Consider the following 19436-nt stretch of genomic DNA (forward strand, 5'->3'; position numbering starts at 1 on the left):
CGGCGATACTCGCCACATTCGGACATGGATGCTGAAGAGGGTTGGGCCGGGCTGCGCCCGGCACCCCCCGCGGCAACAGCAACAGCAACAGCAGGCTTCCTGTGGGAGGGCGGGGTGGGGCCGGTGGCAGGGGGCGCTGCAAGTACGTCCCTGTAGCTCGGTCGCGCCATCCATGGCGCTCACGCCCCTGCCATCGGACCCACCCCGCCTTCGACAGTTTCCCGCGGCCTGCCGGAACGGCATCCCGCTCTGGGTGTCGACCTTGGTCGACACGGTAGATCCACGCCATGCGAGGATGGAGTGGTGCAAGACGCTGTAATGAAAAGGTTGGAGCCAGAGGGTCAGAAGGGGTTCAGTGCCACGCGCTGAATGCGTCCCCCGGACGGGTAGACTGTGGCTCCTGCTCACGTGAAGACTGGTTGCCCGATGTCCGCCAAACGCCGCTGGTTGCCCCTGTTGTGCCTGGCCCTGGCGGGCTGCAGCCAGCTGGAAAATCCAGGCAATGTGACCGCTGCTGACAAGGCGGCGCGGGCGCCGGCCAGCGATGGCGAGAACATGGTGTCGATCAATGCGGCCGATGCACCGCCACCGCCAGCGCCGCCGCGCAGCCAGGCGGATCGGCCGTGGCCGCAGGCGCAGCTTGAGAATGGCCGTGCCTGGGTCAGCTGCAGCACGGAATATGCTGGCGATGCCGGTGACGGTGTCGAGCTGGAAGGCCTGCAGCGCGAGCAGATCACCCAGGCGCTGGCGCCGTGCGCCGAGCGCGGCCTGATGCGCGTGCGTTACGCCGGCAAGATCAATCCGGGCTTCGCCGAGATGATGTGGCGACTGGCCGTGGTCGCTGACGAGCAGAAGATCCACAAGCGCATCCTCGATCTGGATTCCAGCGGGGGGCAGGTGGAGTCGGCGATTGTCGCCGGTGACAGCATCGGTGAATCGGGCTGGACCATCTGGGTGCGCGAAGGCTCGATCTGCCACAGCGCCTGCGTGTTCGTGCTGGCCGCCGGCGACAACCGCCTGCTGTCGGGCAAGGTCGGCATCCACCGCATGATGCGCATCAGTTCCAAGGCCACCTCGCGCGCCGAGCTCAACCGCGAGCTGCACGAGGTCTACGACAACGTGAAGGACTACCTGCAACGCAACGGCGTGGCGGTGGGTGTGGCCGATCTGATGATGACCGTGCCCAACCGCAGCCTGCGCCTGCTGACTCCGGACGAACTGCGCCAGTACGGTCTGGATGGCACCAATGCGGTGCAGGACGATCTGGAACGGATCAAGCAGATGCGTGCCTGCGGCGACGATTTCGTGCAGCGCAAGGACGCCTTCCTGGTCGCCTTCGACCAGCAGTGCAAGCGCGAAGGCGCCGACATGGAGTCGATCAACAGCTGCGGCCAGGCGTTGAAGCAGCGCTTCGGCTTCCCGGACGCGGTCTGCCCCGACGAAAGCCCGCTGTCGGAGATCGATGTGGCGACGCTGCCCCCGGCACCGCCGGAACCGCCGCCGGTGGCCGAACAGGCGCCAGCAGAGACCGGCACGCCGGCCGCGCAGGCCGATGCGGCGGCGGTGGAAGGCAACGCCCACGCGCGCTGACGAACCGCTCACCGCGCTGGCGTAGACTGCGGTCCTTTCCTCCAGAACCGGCGGTGTCCATGAAGCGCGTGCTCCTGCTGCTGTCCCTGCTGCCCCTGACTGCGTTGGCGCAGGCACCTGCACCGGCCACGCCGGCACCGGCTCCGGCACGCCCGGCCCCGGCATCGCCGGCGGCCGCGAAGCCCGCCACTGCCGGTGCCCCGGCGTTGACCGCTGCGCAGCAGGCCCAGGTGCAGAAGCAGGACGCGGAAATGGGCGCGGCTGCGTTGAAGGCGGCGCAACTGGTCGATGCCAACCGCGCCGGCGAATTGTGGGATGGCGCTTCGGCCGTCGCGCGCCGTGCGGTGCCGAAGGCCACCTTCGTGAGCCAGTTGGCCGCCGAGCGTACGCGCCTCGGTGCGCTGGCTGGGCGTGGCCAGCCGACCATCACCCGGGTCAAGTACAGCCCCGGCGCCGCAGTGCCGGAAGGGTTGTACATCAATGTCAGCTTCCCGACCCGTTTCGCCAACAGCGTGCAGCCGGTGCGCGAGCTGGTCTCGTTCCGTTTCGACGAGGACCAGGTCTGGCGCCTGGCCGGTTACAGCCTGCGCGCGTCGGCACCCTGAGGAGATGAACGATGGCAACTGAACTGACAATGCTGGCCTGGTCGATCGTGCTGGGCTTCGTCTACATCTTCGCCACCTCCACCGTGGTCACCCGCGAGCGCGGGATGAAGTGGAATGCCTCGGCACGGGATGGCGATGCAAAGCCGCTCAGCCCGCTGGCCGGCCGCCTGCAGCGTGCGCAGTCCAACTTCCTGGAAACCTTCCCGTTCTTCGCCGCTGCCGCCATCGCAGTGGTCGTGGCCGGGCGCAGCAACGACACCACGGCGCTGGCTGCGCAGGCCTACGTTTGGGCGCGTGTGGTCTACCTGCCGCTGTATGCCGCGGGCGTGCCCTACGTGCGCAGCCTGGTCTGGCTCGTATCGCTGCTGTCGATCCTGGCGCTGGTGTTCGCGTTGGTGTGAGCGGTGTGCCTGGTTGCTCAGTGATGCGACCTGGGCGCTGGAAGGGCATGCTTCCGTTCCGGATGGTAGGTCGATAAGTCGAAGGCAGCGAGGATGGCCGCGCCAAGTGCTTCGCTCTGGGGATGCAGAGGAAGAGTGATGGCTTTGTCCTCCAGTAGCGTCTCCCATGGGTTGATACGGTGATTGTCGAATGGAAGGACGCGCAGCTCGTCATCCTTGAAGATCTGATCGACAAGTACGAGCCGGCTGTTCTTCAGCAGGTCATTCATTGAACGTGCGCCGATCCAGCCGCAGAGTAGCTTCCTTAGCTCCTTGATTTCCCAAGGGGCGAACAAAGGGCGGATCGTTCCAAAATTTTCCAGGGCCTGTTGGGTCGCCGAGCCTAGTTGCATTGCAGTTGCAACGAGGGGGAGGCGGGCGGCCAGGGCTACGTTCTCGCTGGGGCCGCTGCCGATTTCACTCTAGGGCGAGCGCTGGATAATCCAGAAGTGATTGCCATATTCATAGATCAGGGCGTCACCGAGTTCCATTTCTCTGCCTTGTCGCTGTTCAGCGGTGTTCCGCCAGGAGGATTGAGGATTGAGGCTGGAGAACGGTAGCGTTCAGCGTTCCGCAGGGCGAGGGCGGAATACGACATCGCGCTGCATCTCTGATCCAGATCAAGGCCAGTCATGCGCGCGGCGCTATGCTGGCCCGGACTGAATCAACGGCAGGAGGCGCGCATGCGCAGGATGGACGTGGTGGTGGTCGGCGCCGGACCGGCGGGCCTGTGCTTCGCGCGTGCGCTGGCCGGCAGTGGCCTGCAGGTCGGGCTGGTCGAAGTGCAGCCGCGCCAGGCCCTGGCCGACGCCGCCTTTGATGGCCGCGAGATCGCGTTGACCCATGCCTCGCGGCAGAGCATGGAGCAACTGGGGCTGTGGCAGCGCCTGCCGCAGGCCGAAGTCGCCGAGCTGCGCGATGCCAGGGTGATGAACGGCGGCTCGCCGTTCGCGTTGACCTTCGCCAGCAGCCAGGTTGATGGCCAGCCGCTGGGCTGGCTGGTGCCCAACCACCTGATCCGCCGCGCCGCCTGGGATGCCGTGCAGGGCCAGGATGGGCTGGAGCTGTTCGATGGGCGCAAGGTTCTGGGCGTGCAGGCCGATGCGCAGGGCCACGTGGTCAGACTCGATGACGGCAGTCAACTGCACGCGCGCCTGCTGGTCGCGGCTGACAGCCGCTTCTCCGCCACCCGCCGCATGCTCGGCATCGGTGCGCAGATGCGCGACTTCGGCAAGTCGATGCTGGTGTGCCGCATGCAGGTCGAGCGCGACCATCACCACACGGCCTGGGAGTGGTTCGGCTACGGCCGCACCATGGCGCTGCTGCCGCTCAACGAGGGCCAGGCATCGGCGGTGATCACGCTGCCGCCGCGGCAGATCGAAGAACTGCTGGCGATGGACGAGGTGGCTTTCGGTGAGGCCATCAGTGCCTGCTTCGAGCATCGGCTGGGCCGGATGCAGCCGGTGGCCACGCCGCAGGCGTATCCGCTGGTAGGTGTGTACGCGCACCGTTTCGTTGGCGAGCGTTCGGCGCTGATCGGCGATGCCGCAGTCGGCATGCACCCGGTCACCGCGCATGGCTTCAATCTGGGACTGGCCAGCGCACAGCGGCTGGCACAGGGCATCGTCGCGCAGCAGCGGCGCGGTGCCGACATTGCCGCCGCCGGCATGCTGGCCAGCTACCAACGCGGTCATCGGTTGGCGTCGCGGCCGCTGTACGAGGCCACCAACGCGATCGCCAGCCTGTACACCGACGATCGTCGCCCGGCACGCCTGCTGCGGGCCGCGGGCCTGCGCCTGGCGCAGGGCGTGGCACCGTTCAGGCAGCTGATCGCCTCGCACCTGACCCAGCGCGTGGCCTGAACACTCTCGGATCAGCCAGCGGCCAGCACGCGGATCTGGCTGTCGGCGAACTCGACCACCTGGCCTGCGCGGATCTTGCAGGCCTTGCGCAGTTCGACCTCACCGTCGACCCGCACCTGGCCCTCGCTGATGACCATCTTGGCCTCGCCGCCGCTGGTGACCAGGTCGGCCAGCTTCAGCAGCTGCTTGAGTTCGACGTAGTCGCCGTCGAGGTCGAATTCGAGAATCTGCATGGAGCGAGGGGTCCTGGAAAGAGGGCGCAGGCCAGCGGCCGGGCCGGGGAGAGGGCGCGTATTGTGCGCCAGCACGGGGCACGACGGCACGCGTATGGAAAGCTGTACGCCTCGTTCAGGATCAATGCGGTATCATTCCGCTCTGAGCGAGTGAAATCTCCTCCGACCGAGCAGCGCCAGGGCACGCGATAAGAAGGGCGCCCAAAGCGCGGACCATCACCCTTTTTATCGCACTGCCAGGAAGACGGCAGTGCCTTCGGAGTTCCCCATGTCCCAAGATTCCCAAGCGCCGCTGCAGTTCGCGCAGCTCGGCCTGTCCGAGCCCGTGATGCAGGCGGTCACCGCCATCGGCTACGAAACCCCGTCGCCGATCCAGGCCGCTACCATCCCCGCGATGCTGGAAGGCCGCGACGTGCTGGGCCAGGCCCAGACTGGTACCGGCAAGACCGCTGCGTTCGCACTGCCGGTACTGTCCAACATCGACCTGCAGCAGATCAAGCCCCAGGCCCTGATCCTGGCGCCGACCCGCGAACTGGCCATCCAGGTTGCCGAGGCGTTCCAGTCCTATTCGTCGAAGATCCCGGGCTTCCGCGTGCTGCCGGTGTACGGCGGCCAGCCCTACGGCCAGCAGCTGTCGGCGCTGCGCCGTGGCGTGCACATCGTGGTCGGTACCCCCGGCCGCGTGATCGATCACCTGGACCGCAGCACCCTGGACCTGTCCGAGCTGAAGACCCTGGTGCTGGACGAAGCCGATGAAATGCTGCGCATGGGCTTCATCGACGATGTGGAAGCCGTGCTGAAGAAGCTGCCGGAGCAGCGCCAGGTGGCCCTGTTCTCGGCCACCATGCCGCCGCAGATCCGCCGCATCGCGCAGACCTACCTGCAGGACCCGGTGGAAGTGACCATCGCGGCCAAGACCACCACCTCGGCCAACATCCGCCAGCGCTACTGGTGGGTGAGCGGCATGCACAAGCTGGACGCGCTGACCCGCATCCTGGAAGTCGAGCCGTTCGACGCGATGATCATCTTCGCGCGCACCAAGGCCGGCACCGAAGAACTGGCCAGCAAGCTGCAGGCGCGTGGCCTGGCCGCTGCCGCCATCAACGGTGACATGCAGCAGGCCCAGCGCGAGCGCACCATCGCCATGCTGAAGGAAGGCAAGCTGGACATCCTGGTCGCCACCGACGTGGCCGCCCGCGGCCTGGACGTGGAGCGCATCAGCCACGTGCTGAACTACGACATCCCGTACGACACCGAAAGCTACGTGCACCGCATCGGCCGTACCGGCCGTGCCGGCCGCAGCGGTGAGGCGATCCTGTTCGCCACCCCGCGCGAGAAGGGCATGCTGCGCCAGATCGAGCGCGCTACCCGCCAGCCGATCGAAGAGATGCAGCTGCCGAGCGTGGAGGCGGTCAACGACACCCGCATCAACAAGTTCACCTCGCGCATCACCGAAACGCTCGGCGCCGGCGGCCTGGACTTCTACCGCCAGCTGCTGGAGCGCTTCGAGAACGAGCAGAACGTGCCGGCCATCGAGATCGCGGCCGCGCTGGCCAGGATGCTGCAGGGCGATACCCCGTTCCTGCTGCAGCCACCGGTGCGTGCCCCGCGTGAAGAGCGCGCGCCGCGCGAGCGCTTCGACCGTGGCGACCGCCCGGAGCGTGGCGATCGCTTCGACCGCAACGAGCGGGGTCCGCGCTTCGAGCGTGGCCCGCGTCGCGACGACGCCGAAGGTGGTTTCGAGCCGCGTCCGCGCCGTGAGGTTCCGCCGCGTGGTGCACCGGAGCAGGGCATGGAGACCTACCGTATTTCGGTCGGTCACCAGCATGGCGTGAAGCCGGCCAACATCGTCGGCGCCATCGCCAACGAAGCCGGCCTGGAAAGCCGTTTCATCGGCCGCATCGACATCCACGACGACTTCTCGCTGCTGGACCTGCCGGCACAGATGCCGCCGGACGTGCTGTCGCACCTGCAGAAGGTGTGGGTGTCCGGCCAGCAGCTGCAGATGCGTCCGCTGGCGGCCGGTGAAGAGATCAACCCGGCCCCGCGTCCGTTCAAGCCGCGCTTCGACAAGCGTGGTCCGGGCGGCCCCGGTGGCCCGCGTCGTGGTGGTCCGGGTGGTCCGGGTGGCCATGGCGGCGACCGCGGCGGTGACCGCGACAGCCGCCCGCCACGTCGTGATGGCTTCAAGCCGCGCGGCCCGCGCAGCTTCTAAGCCGCACCCACAGCCGTCCAGAGCAACGCCGGCCCCCGGGCCGGCGTACAGGAAAAGGGGACGGAGGGGATTAAGTCGTATATGGCAGGCCATGCGCTTATGCCGAAAACGACTTAATCCCCTCCGTCCCCTTTTTCGCACGGTCAACACATTGCCGGTCATAGGCTGGTCCGGTTCCAAAGGAGGTTGTCACCGCAGCACATTCGGGGGGATCCGGGATGGGTAGGAGTGGCACGGACCAACAGAGCCGGCGGGTGCCGATGACCCGGGGGCTGGGACTGCGATTTGCGTTGTTGACCGGCATGGCGATCGGACTGGTCGCACTGTCGGCGTTGATCCAGGAACTGCAGGCGGCCTCCACCGCCTGGATCGCCGGCCAGGGATACTGGTCGCGCGGTCAGCAGGATGCGACCGCCGCGCTCAGTCGCTACCTGGCGCGCGGCAATGTCCAGGACCTGGACGATGCACGCCAGGCCCTGCAGGTGCCGTTGGGCGATCTGCAGGCGCGCTTGGCGCTGGAACAGGCGGAGCCTGACGAAGAGAAGGCCCGGCAGGGCTTCCTGCAGGGGGGGCAACGCGCACGCCGACATTCCGCGCCTGGTGTTTTCGTTCCGCTACGCGCGCGATATCGGTGCTTTCCGCGAAGCGACCGCGTTATGGCGGCAGACCGACGGGGACCTGATGGCGCTGCAGCGCCTGGTCGATGAGTTGCAGCGGCGGCACGAGGGTGGCCCCTTGCTGACAGCCACGCGTGACCAGTACCTGCAGCAGCTGCGTGACCTGGACCAGCGGATGAAGGTACAGAGCCAGGCGTTCTCGCAGGCGCTGCTGCGGATGGCGACGCTGGTGAGGCTGGCCACGCTGATGGTCGCGGGCCTGTCGGTGCTGGCGATCAGCCTGATGGCGGTGGCCCTGGCGCGCCGCGTCGGCAAGGACCTGACCGAACACGAGAGCCGCTTCCGCGCAGCGTTCTACCAGGCCAACGTCGGCATGCTCAAGCTCGATACCGAAGGCAAGGTGATCGAGGCCAACCAGGCGATGGCCGACATCCTCGATCATCGCCGCGACGTGCTGCTGCAGCTGTCGCTGGCTGACCTGCTGATGGACGGCGAGCTGGTCATTGACGGGGTGGGGCGCATCGATTGGGACCGCCAGCTGCGCCCGAGCGAACTGCGATTCCGCCGTCGCGATGGCAGCCTGGTCTGGGGCCGCTGGAGCGGCACCGGTGTGCGCAGCGCCGGCGGCGGCCTGTCGGTGTTCGCGATCATCGAAGACGTCAGCCAGAACCATGCACTGGCGCGCGAGATCGAGCACCACGCCAGCCATGACCCGCTGACCGGCCTGATCAACCGGCGCGAGATCGAGCGACTGCTGGAACGCGCACTGCTGCAGGTGCGCAGCGAAGGTGGCACGCACGCGCTGTGCTACATCAACCTGGACCATTTCAAGCTGGTCAATGACAGCTTCGGCCATGCCGCCGGCGACCAGATGCTGCGCAGCTTCGCCGAGTACCTGGTGGCGGCGGTGCGCGATGGTGACTGGGTGGGCCGGCTGGGTGCGGACGAGTTCGCGGTGTTCCTCGCCCATGCCGGGCAGGACGAGGCCAAGCGCGTGCTGCAGCGCGTGATCCGCAATCTGGGGCAGGCGACGTTCCTGGTGAGCGAGGGCAGCCCGCAGTTGAGCTGCAGCATCGGCGTGGTCGAGGTCAGCGCCGATGCACCGGATGTGAACTGGTTGATGAGCGCCGCCGACAGTGCCTGCTATGCGGCCAAGCAGGCCGGGCGCAACCGCGTGCACTGCTTCAACGAGAACCGCATGGCGCTGGAGGAACGGCGCCGGGAAGCCGAGCGGCTGCAGGGCGTCAGCCTGGCCATGGCCGAGAACCGCATGGTGCTGTACGCGCAGCGTATCGCACGCGTCGGCGATCCCAGCTACCTGCACTACGAGGTGCTGGTGCGCATGCGCGGCAGCGATGGCAGCCTGCACCTGCCGGGCCAGTTCATGCCGGCGGTGGAGCGCTATGGCATGGCCGTGGCGCTGGACCGGCACGTGCTCGGCCTGCTGTTCCGGCACCTGCAGGTATGCCCGGCGCATGTGCGGCAGCTGGGACTGTGCAACGTCAACGTGTCGGCGCAGTCGATCGCCGAGCCCGGCTTCCTCGCCTTCGTCTGCGACCTGCTGGAGCGCAATCGCGCGCTGGCCTCCAAGCTGTGCTTCGAGATCACCGAGACCGCCGCGATCAGCAACCTCAGCCAGGCGCGCGCGTTCATCGATGCGGTGAAGGCGCGCGGCTGCCGGATGGCGCTGGACGATTTCGGCTCCGGGCTGTCCTCGTTCGGCTACCTGCGCCAGCTGCCGGCCGACATCCTGAAGATCGACGGGGCCTTCGTGCGCGACATGGATACCGATCCGGTCAGCCACGCCACCGTGCGCGCGATCAGTGAACTGGGGCGCGAGCTGCAGATGGAGGTGGTGGCCGAATGGGTAGAGACCGCCGAAGTCGCCGCCGCGCTGACCCGGCTTGGGGTGCAGGGCCTGCAGGGCTATGCGGTCGAGCGACCGCAGCCACTGGAACGGATGACCCTGGCCGACCTGCGGCCGGTGCGCCTGGTGGCCGTGAAAGGTCCTCCCGCCGCAGGCTGAATGGTCTGCGGCGACTTTGGTCTACACATGCGTTGCAGCCGCGGCTGCGATAATGCCCGCCAGGGGCGACGCGCAGTGGGCGCGGGCGTAAGCAGGAACAGGACGTGGCGTGGGCGGCAGGCAGTGGCAGTACGGAACAGGGGCGGTGCTGGTCGTGCTGCTGGTGTGGTTGGCAACGCCGTGGCCACTGTGGGCCGCCGCCGCCGAAGCCGGCCGCGATTACCTGCTGGTCGGCGCAGCCACCGATGAACCCACTCCACATCGCGCATGCACGCCGGGCATGCTGGCCGGTCACCGGCAGCAGGTGCAGGTGCCTGCGCCGCCGGGTGGCTGGTCGGGGCAACCGCAGGCCCTGGACGTGTTCAATGTGTTCGCTGGCGAAGTCCGCGTCCAGTATGGCGATCGCGAGATCTGCGGCAACATGCACGATGCCCGTACCCGAGACTCACGCTTCCGCGCAGGCGTCGGGCTGGTGGCGGTGCCGCCAGCGGGCAGTCACGATCCATTCCTGGTGTCGTGGCAGACGCCGTTGAAGGCGCGCTGGGTACCCACCCTTCGGCTGGGCGCGCCCAGTCCCGTGCAGCAGAACGATACCGCCCGCCTGCTGGTGCGCGCGGCCTGCATCGCCGTGGCGATCGCACTGGCGTTGTCGGCACTGATGGCCTTCCTCACCACCCGCGACCGCAGTTTCCTGGTCTACATCGCCGGTACCACCGTGCTGGTGCTGTGGCAGGCCATCCTCGGTGGCCTCAGCGGCTATCCGGAACCCTGGCTGCCGGTGGGCGAGCGCGGTGCCTGGTGGCTGCTGGTGTTGACTGCGGCCACGCAGGCCCTGGTGCTGCCGGCGCTGTGGCGGCTGAATGGCGGTGATCGCCTGTTGCCGCGTTCGCGTCCGTTCCAGCTGCTGGCGCTTTGGGGATTGCTGGCGTTGGCTGCACTGGTGCCCTGGCTGCCATGGGACAGCCTGGCCTGGGTGGCGCAGGGCCTGCAGGTGTCCTATCTGCTGGGCTGTGGCCTGGCGTTGATGGTCGGGGTGTGGGCGCGGCTGCGCGGTGACCGCTGGGCGCAGGCGGGGCTGGCGGCGCTGGCGCCGATGCTGGTGTTGATCCTCGCCGACGCCTGCCGCGCGGCGTGGTTGCTGGAGTACCGCGTGGAGGCCCTGCAGCTGGCGGTGACCTGGCTGCTGATGATGGCCGCCTACGCACTGAACCAGCGGCTGGGCCGCCTGCGCCAGCAGCGCGATGAACTGCGCCAGCTGGCCGAGACCGATGGCCTGACCGGCCTGCCCAATCGCCGTGCCGGCCTGCAGCAGCTGGCCCGCCACCTGGAGCGGGTTGACCGCGAGCGTGGCCCGCTGGTGATCGGCTTCCTCGATATCGATCTGTTCAAGGACATCAATGACCGCCATGGCCACGCCGTGGGGGACCAGGTGCTGGTGGCGGTGGCGCGCGCATTGCGTGCCGCGGTACGCAGCCAGGACCAGGTAGTGCGGATGGGGGGCGAAGAGTTCCTGCTGCTGATGCCGGGCATGCCGCGGGAGGCGGCGTCGGCGCGCCTGGATCGCCTGCGCCGGCACATCACGGAGGCGGCCCGGGCGCTGCAGGTGCCCGGCCTGGAGGTCACCGCCAGCATCGGCCTGGCGCAGTGGCGGCCGGGCGAGGACGACCTCGCCGCGCTGCTGCGCCGGGCCGACCATGCCATGTACGTGGCCAAGCGTGCCGGCCGCAACCGGGTGTTCGACGGCGAAGAACTCGATCCACCCTGCCTGGCATGAAGCGCGGCGGGCGGCGATGCCGGATAATAGGGCGATGACCACCCGACTCAACAAACACATCGCCGACACCGGCTTCTGCTCCCGCCGCGAGGCCGATCGCCTGATCGCCGCCCGCCGGGTCACCGTCAACGGCCATCCGGCCGGCACCGGCGCGGTGGTGGGCGAGGAAGACCAGGTGCTGGTGGATGGCCAGCCACTGCGCGCGCGCGTGGCCCGCAAGCCCGGCGCCCGCCGCCACGTCTACATCGCGCTGAACAAGCCGGTCGGCGTCACCTGCACCACCGAGACGTCGGTCAAGGGCAACATCGTCGACTTCGTCGGCCATGAACAGCGCATCTTCCCGATCGGCCGCCTCGACAAGGACTCCGAAGGCCTGATCCTGATGACCAGCAACGGCGACATCGTCAACCAGATCCTGCGTGCCGAGAATGGCCACCAGAAGGAGTATCTGGTGGCGGTCAACAAGCCGGTCACCGATGAGTTCCTGCGCGGCATGGCGCGTGGTGTGCGCATCCACGACCAGATGACGCTGCCATGCAAGACTTCGCGCATCGCCAAGTTCGGTTTCCGCATCACCCTGCAGCAGGGCCTGAACCGGCAGATCCGCCTGATGGCCGCCGAGTTCGGCTATCGCGTGACCCAGCTGCGCCGCGTGCGCATCGACAACATCAAGATTGGCGCGCTGAAGCCGGGCCAGTGGCGCAACCTGACCGAGCAGGAGCTGCAGGGCCTGCTGCCGAAGCAGCTGGACTGGTAAACGGCTTCTGTAGAGCCGAGCCCATGCTCGGCTGCTCTTTTGTCCGGGTGCAGCCGAGCATGGGCTCGGCTCTACATCGGCTAGACTCCGCAGTGACCTGCCGGAACGTGACGCTGCATGATCAAGCCCGACAAGCCTGCCAACGAAGCCCTTCGGCTCGAGGCGCTGTACCGCTACCGGATCCTTGATTCGCAGCGCGAGAAGTCATTCGACGACCTGGTGGTGATCGCCAAGGCGGTCTGCGGCACCTCGATGGCGGCGGTGACCCTGATCGATGTCGAACGGCAATGGTTCAAGTCGATCCAGGGCATCGATGCGGCGGAAAACCTGCGCAGCGAATCGATGTGCGGCCATGCCATCCTGCAGCCGCAGCAGATCATGGTGGTCGAGGATGCGCTGCAGGATGCGCGCTTCCACGACAATCCGGTGGTGGTCGGCGATCCGCACATCCGCTTCTATGCCGGTGCGCCGCTGATCAGTTCCGATGGCCTGCCGCTGGGTACGCTGTGCGTGTTCGATGCACAGCCGCAGCACCTGCCAAGCGACAAGGCCGAGGCGCTGGCCGCGCTGTCGCGGCAGGTGATGCTGGTGATGGAGCTGCGCCGTTTCGCGCTCGACATCCAGAACCACATGCTGGAACGCGATGATTACGAGCGCCTGCTGTCGGAGTACCACGACGTGCTGCTGGCGCAGAACGCCGACCTGGCCGAGCAGAGCCGCACCGATGCGCTGACCGGCCTGCCGAACCGCCGCGCGATGGCGGCGGCGCTGGACGAGGCCGTGGCGATGACCGGGGAGCAGCCCGCTGAGGCCTGCGTCGCGCTGCTGGACATCGATCATTTCAAGCACATCAACGACTTCCAGGGCCACGCCACCGGCGACCGCGTGCTGGCCGAACTGGGCGCGCTGCTGCGGTCGCACTTTGCCGGCCGTGGCATGGCGGCGCGCTATGGCGGCGAGGAGTTCGTGGCAGTGATGCCCGCAACCGACCTGCGCACCGCCGAACTTCAGTGCGAGTTCCTGCGCCTGGCCGTGGCCGACCTGCCACTGGGCTTTCCGGTCACGATCAGTATCGGCATCGCCCAGCACCAGCCCGGTGAAAGCGTGGACGACACGCTGGCACGTGCCGACAAGGCGCTGTACCGGGCCAAGGGCAAAGGTCGCAACCGGGTGGAACGGGCGGACTGAAACACGGCGGTTCGCGCGTTGAACGCATGCGACGCGTGGATGATTCGATGCCGCTCCAGTAGATCCACGCCATGCGTGGATGCTCTCCCGTTTCACTTGGCGTCGCAGCTCCTGCGATCAGAACCGGCCAGCATGACGCCCTGTTTCCCCGGACGCCGCCCATGTTGCAGACCCTGGCCATCGCCCACTATCGCTCGCTGCACGGGCTGGTATTGCCGCTGCAGCAGTTGAATGTGGTGACCGGCGACAATGGCAGTGGCAAGTCCAGCCTCTACCGCGCGCTGCGCCTGCTGGCCGAGACCGCGCAGGGCGGCGTCGCGGCGGTGCTGGCCCGCGAAGGTGGGCTGGGCTCGGCGCTGTGGGCGGGCCCGGAAAAAATAGACCGTCGGGTTGCTGCCGGCGAAATCCCCTTGCAGGGCGGCCCACGCCAGGAATCGGTGGGATTGAAGCTCGGCTTCACCACCGACGAATTCGGCTACGCCATCGATCTCGGCTACCCGCCGCCCAGCCGTTCGGCGTTTGCGCTGGACCCGCAGATCAAGGCCGAGGCGATCTGGGCGGGGCCGTTCCTGCGCAGCGCCAACCAGCTGGTCGATCGTCGCGGGGCGATGGTGCGGCAGCGCCATGCGCGCGGTTGGGATCTGGTGGATGACCGGTTGTCGCTGTTCGACAGCCTGTTCACCCAGGTCGGCGATCCGCAGCGCATGCCCGAAACGATCACCCTGCGTGAGTACATTCGTTGCTGGCGCTTCTATGACCATTTCCGCAGCGATGGCGATGCCCCGGCGCGGCAACCGGCGATGGCCACGCGCACGCCGGTGCTGCATCACGATGGCCGGGACCTGGCGGCGGCCTGGGTGACCATCCTCGAGATCGGCGACCCGGTTGCGTTGGCACGCAGCGTCGACGACGCGTTCCCGGGCGCCACGGTCGATTTCGAGGCGCTGGATGGACGCCTGGCGCTGCGCTTCCACCAACCTGGGTTGCTGCGGCCATTGTCGATGGCCGAGCTCTCCGACGGCACGCTGCGCTTCCTGCTGCTGGCGGCGGCGCTGCACACACCACGCCCACCGCCGCTGATGGTGCTCAACGAACCGGAGACCAGCCTGCACCCGGACCTGCTGCCGGCGCTGGCGCGGCTCATCATCGCAGCCAGTGCGCGCAGCCAGGTATGGGTGGTGTCGCACGCCAGCCGGCTGATCGCGGCGTTGGAACAGGCGCCAGGGTGCCATTCGCTGCATCTGTACAAGGAACAGGGCCGCACGCTGTTGAGCGGGCAGGGCCTGCTGGATGCGCCGGCCTGGCATTGGCCGCAGCGCTGATGCGGCCATCCACGCCATGCGTGGATGCACTCAATCGGCGATGTTGCGCGCTTCGGCCGTGCCGAGGATTTCCGGATGCTGCACCGGCTTGCGGCGGTTCAGCAGCGGATGCAGGAACACCGCGCCGACGATGATCGCCACGCCCAGGTAGAACCACGGGGTGACTTCGTGCTGCTCGCGGAGCAGCACCACCGCCAGTACCACCGCATAGACCGGCTCCAGGTTGGTCACCAGCTGCACCGTGTAGGCGCTCAGGTGGCGGAGCGCGACCAGGGCCAGGGCGAACGGCAGCAGCGTGCAGAACCCGGCCAGCACCAGCAGCAGGATCCCGTCGTGCAGATTCGGGACCACCCACAGCGGGCTGGCCAGCGCCGGCAGCAGATAGGGCATCAGCGGCGCCAGCAGGGTCAGGGTGAGGGTGCCGGCACCCAGCTCCAGCGCGGTGACCGTGAGCGGATCGGCATGGCTGACCATGCGCTTGTTGAGCGAACCGAACACCGCCACCAGCAGCGCCGAGATCGCGCCGATCAACACACCCAGGCGCATGCCATCGGGCACGCCACCGACCACCAGCGCAACACCCGGCAGCACCGCCAGGCCAAACGCCAGCTCACGCAGCTGGAACGGCCGCTTGGCCACCCACGGCTCGATGATCGAGGTGAACACCGGTGCCAGTGCGATGCAGGTGGCAGCCACCGAGGCATTGGCCAGCTTCACCGCGCCGTAGAACGTCAGCCAGTGCAGGGCGACCAGCGCGCCGATGCCGGCGTAGCCGGCGACCAGCCGCAGGGGCAGGGTACGCAACCCGCGCCAGACCCGCGGCAGCAGCGCCAGCATCGCCGTCACCAGCAGCATGCGCCACCACACCAGCGGCAGTGCGGGCAGGGTGATCAGCTTGCCGAGGATGGCCGTGATGCCCCACAGCAGGACACAGAAATGGATCTGCCAAAGCGCTTTGCGGGTATCGGGTGTGCTCATCGGCCTATTGTGAGGCAATCGCGCGGCTGTCGGCGATGACTGTGGCATGCTGGCGGAAACCCCCCAGGGGAACCCAGCAATGGCTGCCAACCGCTGCGCCCTGCGTGCATGGGCAGGCCTGACTGCACTGGTGGCCGCCACCGCGTTGCTGCTGCAATACCTGTTCTTGCTACGCGGTCCCGGGGCGGCTGCCGGGGTTGGCATGGCGACGCTGCGCTTCGTTGGTTACTTCACGATTCTCAGCAACCTGGCGGTGTGCCTGGGATGCGTCAGGCTGATCCGTGCGGGTGTGCTGAACACGACTGTCGCCGCGGTGATCGGGTTGTGCATCGGGGTGACCGCGTGCATCTACGTGCTGGCGTTGCAGGGGCTGTGGCAGCCCACCGGGCTGCAATGGTGGGTCGATGCCGGCCTGCACTACGCTGTGCCGGCGCTGTACCTGCTCGGGTGGTGGTGGCTGCTGCCGCATGGGGCGCTGCGCTGGCGCGCGCTGGGCGGCGTGCTGCTGGTACCGCTGGTCTACCTTGGCTGGGCGATGCTGGTCGCTGCAATGACCGGACAGGCGCCGTATCCATTCCTCGAACTGCAACGCCTGGGGCTGGCGGCCTTCCTGCTCAACGTGCTGCGCGTTGCGGGCGTGTTCGTGGTGGGCTGGACCCTGCTGTGGGGGCTGGACCGCTGGCGCCGTCGATGAGGCGCTGCAGGGCCATCGCTGCGGCCGGGTTGCGGGCCTTGCCGGCACCGATGCACAGCAGGTAGACCTCGCGCGGGGTTTCCGGGGCGGGCCCGGCCAGGCAGGGCAGGTCGTCCACCGGCTCGCCGCGTGACCAGCGTCGTGCGCGTTCAGCCCAGCGCTGCTGCACGGACGCAGGCAGGCCCTCGTTCAAGCGGGCCTGGCTGCGCTTGATCCGCGCGTAGACGAAGCCCGCACTGACATCGCCATGCAATGGCGCCTCGTCGCTGTCCTCGATCACCAGCGCCACGCCGTGGCGGCGCGCGGCGGCGACCAGAGCCGGTCCATGTGCCTCGGCGTTGCGCACTTCCAGAGCGTGCTGCAACGGCACGCCCTCGAGCTGCTTCGGCAGCTGCGCCATCAGCGCTTCCAATGCATCGGCGTCGGCCGGATGGTGCGGATCGAACTGCCACAGCAGCGGGCCGAGCCGGTCACCGAGCGCAAGTGCCGCCTGCAGGAACGGCGTGGCCGCTTCCACGGTGCTGGCCAGGTCGCGGCGCTGCACCAGGTAGCGTGGCGCCTTCACCGAGAAACGGAAGCCTTCCGGCGTCTGCGCGGCCCACTGCGCGCACTGGGCCGCAGTCGGCGTGCGGTAGAAGGTGCCGTTGATCTCGATGCAGCGCAGGGCGCGGCTGGCATGGGCCAGTTCCTCGCGCTGCGGCAGTCCCACCGGATAGAACATGCCGCCGCGCCACTCGGGAAACACCCAGCCACCGATGCCGCAGCGGATCTCCGCCTGCCGGGCGGTCGCGGTCACTGGTCGTGGTCCTCGCGCCAGGGGTCGTAGCTGCCGAACCACCACAGGTAGCCTTCAGGATCGGCACAGGCGTAGCCGCGGCCACCGTAGTCCTGGTCGGCAATGTCGATGACGATGCGCGCCCCAGCCGCCTTGGCCCGCGCATAGTGCGCATCGACATCGGTGACGATCACGCAGGCACTCTGGGTCTGGCGGCCGCCGACTTCTCCGGGCAGGACCGCGTGTTTGCTCCACGCGCTCTGGTTGTTGGCCGAACCGAGCATGATCATGCCGTTGCCGAAGGTCAGCTGGGCATGGAAGACCGTATCGCCATCGGCATACACGGCCTGGGCATGGAAGCCGAAGGCCCGTTGCAGCCAGTCGATGGCGGCCAGCGCGTCGCGGTAGCGCAGGCACGGAATGATGGTGGAGCCGTTGCTTGGTTGGCCGTTCCCGCCCATGACACCCCTCCTATGGCACAGGGCAGGGTGCATCGGCGACCGTTACCATCCCGCGAAACCCCGGTGACGGCCTGCACATGGCCGCCACCCCTGTTCGGAGATCGTGCTGGATGAAACCCTGGATTGGAGGAGCCGTGCTGCTGGCGTGCACGACCATGGCGAGCGCTGCCACCCCGGCGCAGTTGCAGGAGCTGGATGCGACCGTCGAGCGCGTGCGCGCGCAGTTCGACGTGCCCGGCATCGCCGTGGCCGTGGTCAAGGACGGCCAGGTGGTGCTGGAACGTGGCTGGGGCGTGCGCGAGCAGGGCAAGCCGGAACCGGTGCAGGCCGACACCCTGTTTGCCATCGCTTCCAATACCAAGGCGTTCACCGCCACCTCGCTGAACCTGCTGGCCGAGGACGGCAAGCTGAAGATGGATGACAAGGTGATCGACCACCTGCCGTCGTTCCGCATGTCCGATCCGTTCGTGACCGGGCAGATGACGATCCGCGACCTGCTGTCGCATCGCAGCGGGCTGAGCCTGGGCGCCGGTGACCTGCTGTTCTGGCCGGCCACCTCCTACAGCAACGCCGAAGTGGTGGAGCGACTGGGCAGGGTGCCGCTGAAGGGCGGCTTCCGCGAAAGCTATGCCTACGACAATATCCTGTACGCGGTCGCCCAACAGGTGATCGAGCGCGTGTCCGGCATGAGCTACCAGCAGTTCCTGCAGACGCGCATCTTCGACAAGGTGGGGATGGCCGGCACGCGCTACAACGCCGACCACCTGAAGCCAGGTGACAAGGCGGCGGTCGGCCACGCCAAGTACGATTTCAAGGACCTGCGCACCGTTGCACCACTGACCTGGTCGAACAATGCCGGCGCCGGTGGCATCTATTCCAGCGCGCACGACATGGCGCGCTGGATGCAGGTGCAGCTGGCCGAAGGCAAGCTGGCTGACGGCACGCCGTTGTTCAGCGAGAAGAGCCAGCAGCAGATGTGGCGGATGATCACCCCGCAGTCGATCCCGGCGCCGAGCGTGCCGGAGCTGGCACCGGCGCGGGCCAACTTCGCTGGCTACGGCGAAGGCTGGAGCCTGAGCGACTACCGCGGGCAGAAGCTGGTCTGGCACACCGGTGGCTGGCCGGGCATGGTCTCGCGGTTGACCCTGGTGCCAGGCGAGAAGCTGGGCGTGGTGGTGCTGACCAACCAGGAAGTGGGTGCGGCGTTCAATGCGATCACCCTGAGCGTGCTTGACGCTTACCTGGGCGGAGAAAAGCACGATTGGGTGGACGCCTATGGCAAGGCCGTGGCCAAGGGTCAGGACAAGGCCGACGAGGCCTGGGCCAAGCACCAGAGCGCACGCGACAAGGGCAGCAGGCCATCGCTGGCGCTGGCCGGCTACACCGGCAGCTTCCGTGACCGCTGGTATGGCGACATGCAGATCAGCGCCGAAGGCAAGGGCCTGCGCCTGCGCTTTGCGAAGACCGCGCAGCTGAGCGGGCGCCTGGAGCACTGGCAGCACGACACCTTCATCGTGCGCTGGGACGACCGTTCGCTCAACGCCGATGCGTTCGTGAACTTCAGCCTGGACCCGGATGGCAAGGTGCGTGAGGTGCGCATGCAGCCGATTTCCGACCTGACCGATTTCAGTTTCGATTTTCAGGACCTGCTGTTCACCCCGGTCAAAGAATGAGGGTAGCGCCGGCCGCGGGGACCCCACCCCCAGGGGGAAGACAACCCCGGGCGGGTTTGAGGGGCACAGCCGGGCGGAACGGGGGGATCGCCGCAAACGCCCGCGGTAAAAAACCACACCGAAAAAAACCCCCCCAAAAAAAGCCAGGAAAAAAAAAAAAAAAAATATTTAAAAAAAAAAAAAAAAAATAGACAACACACCCATAACACACAAAAACACACCAAAC

General features: G+C 67.5%; 16 protein-coding genes and 1 pseudogene. 12 read left to right on the forward strand and 5 right to left on the reverse strand.

Features of this window, described 5'->3' with window-relative positions:
- Positions 1-426 precede the first annotated feature (426 nt).
- Genes RCF13_RS15910 through RCF13_RS15920 form a run of 3 tightly spaced genes read left to right on the forward strand, consistent with a single transcriptional unit; the run spans position 427 to position 2596 of the window.
- Complete coding sequence (locus RCF13_RS15910; protein ID WP_061479514.1) at positions 427-1590, forward strand: hypothetical protein; 1164 nt, start codon at positions 427-429, stop codon at positions 1588-1590.
- A gap of 59 nt (positions 1591-1649) precedes the next feature.
- On the forward strand, positions 1650-2195 hold the full coding sequence (locus tag RCF13_RS15915; protein WP_154350446.1) for a DUF4019 domain-containing protein: 546 nt from the start codon (positions 1650-1652) through the stop codon (positions 2193-2195).
- Between the two features lie 11 nt (positions 2196-2206).
- Positions 2207-2596, forward strand: a complete 390-nt coding sequence (locus tag RCF13_RS15920; protein ID WP_061479512.1) for an MAPEG family protein — start codon at positions 2207-2209, stop codon at positions 2594-2596.
- 17 nt (positions 2597-2613) lie between these two features.
- Here RCF13_RS15920 and RCF13_RS15925 read toward each other — a convergent pair whose 3' ends face one another.
- Complete coding sequence (locus RCF13_RS15925) at positions 2614-2988, reverse strand: DUF1436 domain-containing protein (protein WP_185807350.1); 375 nt, start codon at positions 2986-2988, stop codon at positions 2614-2616.
- 330 nt (positions 2989-3318) lie between these two features.
- Between RCF13_RS15925 and ubiM the strand changes: the two genes are divergently transcribed.
- The gene (gene ubiM / locus RCF13_RS15930; RefSeq protein WP_154350447.1) at positions 3319-4497 is read left to right on the forward strand and encodes a 5-demethoxyubiquinol-8 5-hydroxylase UbiM; all 1179 of its coding nucleotides are present in this window, start codon (positions 3319-3321) and stop codon (positions 4495-4497) included.
- Positions 4498-4508: 11 nt separating this feature from the next.
- Here ubiM and RCF13_RS15935 read toward each other — a convergent pair whose 3' ends face one another.
- On the reverse strand, positions 4509-4730 hold the full coding sequence (locus RCF13_RS15935; RefSeq protein ID WP_014036469.1) for an RNA-binding S4 domain-containing protein: 222 nt from the start codon (positions 4728-4730) through the stop codon (positions 4509-4511).
- Between the two features lie 268 nt (positions 4731-4998).
- Between RCF13_RS15935 and RCF13_RS15940 the strand changes: the two genes are divergently transcribed.
- The 6 genes and pseudogenes from RCF13_RS15940 (at position 4999) to RCF13_RS15965 (ending at position 14629) form a co-directional block, all read left to right on the forward strand.
- Positions 4999-6945, forward strand: a complete 1947-nt coding sequence (locus RCF13_RS15940) for a DEAD/DEAH box helicase (protein ID WP_005415815.1) — start codon at positions 4999-5001, stop codon at positions 6943-6945.
- Positions 6946-7163: 218 nt separating this feature from the next.
- Positions 7164-9588: pseudogene (locus RCF13_RS15945) on the forward strand (EAL domain-containing protein).
- Between the two features lie 109 nt (positions 9589-9697).
- Positions 9698-11362: a GGDEF domain-containing protein gene (locus tag RCF13_RS15950; RefSeq protein ID WP_154350448.1), complete on the forward strand. Its 1665-nt coding sequence runs from the start codon at positions 9698-9700 to the stop codon at positions 11360-11362.
- A gap of 34 nt (positions 11363-11396) precedes the next feature.
- Positions 11397-12119 carry a pseudouridine synthase gene (locus RCF13_RS15955; protein WP_019659152.1) on the forward strand — a complete coding sequence of 241 codons (723 nt, stop codon included), beginning with the start codon at positions 11397-11399 and terminating at the stop codon, positions 12117-12119.
- A 117-nt stretch (positions 12120-12236) separates the two neighbouring features.
- Entirely contained in the window at positions 12237-13307 is a 1071-nt protein-coding gene (locus RCF13_RS15960; RefSeq protein ID WP_134968623.1) for a sensor domain-containing diguanylate cyclase, read from the forward strand.
- A 161-nt stretch (positions 13308-13468) separates the two neighbouring features.
- Complete coding sequence (locus tag RCF13_RS15965; protein ID WP_061479505.1) at positions 13469-14629, forward strand: AAA family ATPase; 1161 nt, start codon at positions 13469-13471, stop codon at positions 14627-14629.
- Between the two features lie 30 nt (positions 14630-14659).
- On the opposite strand, the gene RCF13_RS15970 is transcribed toward RCF13_RS15965, so the two are convergent.
- Positions 14660-15607, reverse strand: coding sequence for a DMT family transporter (locus RCF13_RS15970; RefSeq protein WP_061479504.1), 948 nt, complete (start codon positions 15605-15607; stop codon positions 14660-14662).
- 79 nt (positions 15608-15686) lie between these two features.
- Between RCF13_RS15970 and RCF13_RS15975 the strand changes: the two genes are divergently transcribed.
- On the forward strand, positions 15687-16301 hold the full coding sequence (locus tag RCF13_RS15975) for a Pr6Pr family membrane protein (RefSeq protein WP_134968624.1): 615 nt from the start codon (positions 15687-15689) through the stop codon (positions 16299-16301).
- Here the strand turns inward: RCF13_RS15975 and RCF13_RS15980 are convergent.
- On the reverse strand, positions 16222-17097 hold the full coding sequence (locus RCF13_RS15980; protein ID WP_134968625.1) for a DUF72 domain-containing protein: 876 nt from the start codon (positions 17095-17097) through the stop codon (positions 16222-16224). The two genes, RCF13_RS15975 and RCF13_RS15980, sit on opposite strands and share 80 nt — an antisense overlap.
- Complete coding sequence (locus RCF13_RS15985) at positions 17094-17537, reverse strand: VOC family protein (RefSeq protein WP_061480685.1); 444 nt, start codon at positions 17535-17537, stop codon at positions 17094-17096. Before RCF13_RS15985 ends, RCF13_RS15980 begins: the two co-directional genes overlap by 4 nt.
- A 110-nt stretch (positions 17538-17647) precedes the next feature.
- Between RCF13_RS15985 and RCF13_RS15990 the strand changes: the two genes are divergently transcribed.
- Complete coding sequence (locus RCF13_RS15990) at positions 17648-19210, forward strand: serine hydrolase (RefSeq protein WP_134968626.1); 1563 nt, start codon at positions 17648-17650, stop codon at positions 19208-19210.
- Positions 19211-19436: the final 226 nt, after the last annotated feature.

The sequence above is a fragment of the Stenotrophomonas maltophilia group sp. RNC7 genome, assembly GCF_030910085.1.
Lineage (GTDB): Bacteria > Pseudomonadota > Gammaproteobacteria > Xanthomonadales > Xanthomonadaceae > Stenotrophomonas > Stenotrophomonas sepilia.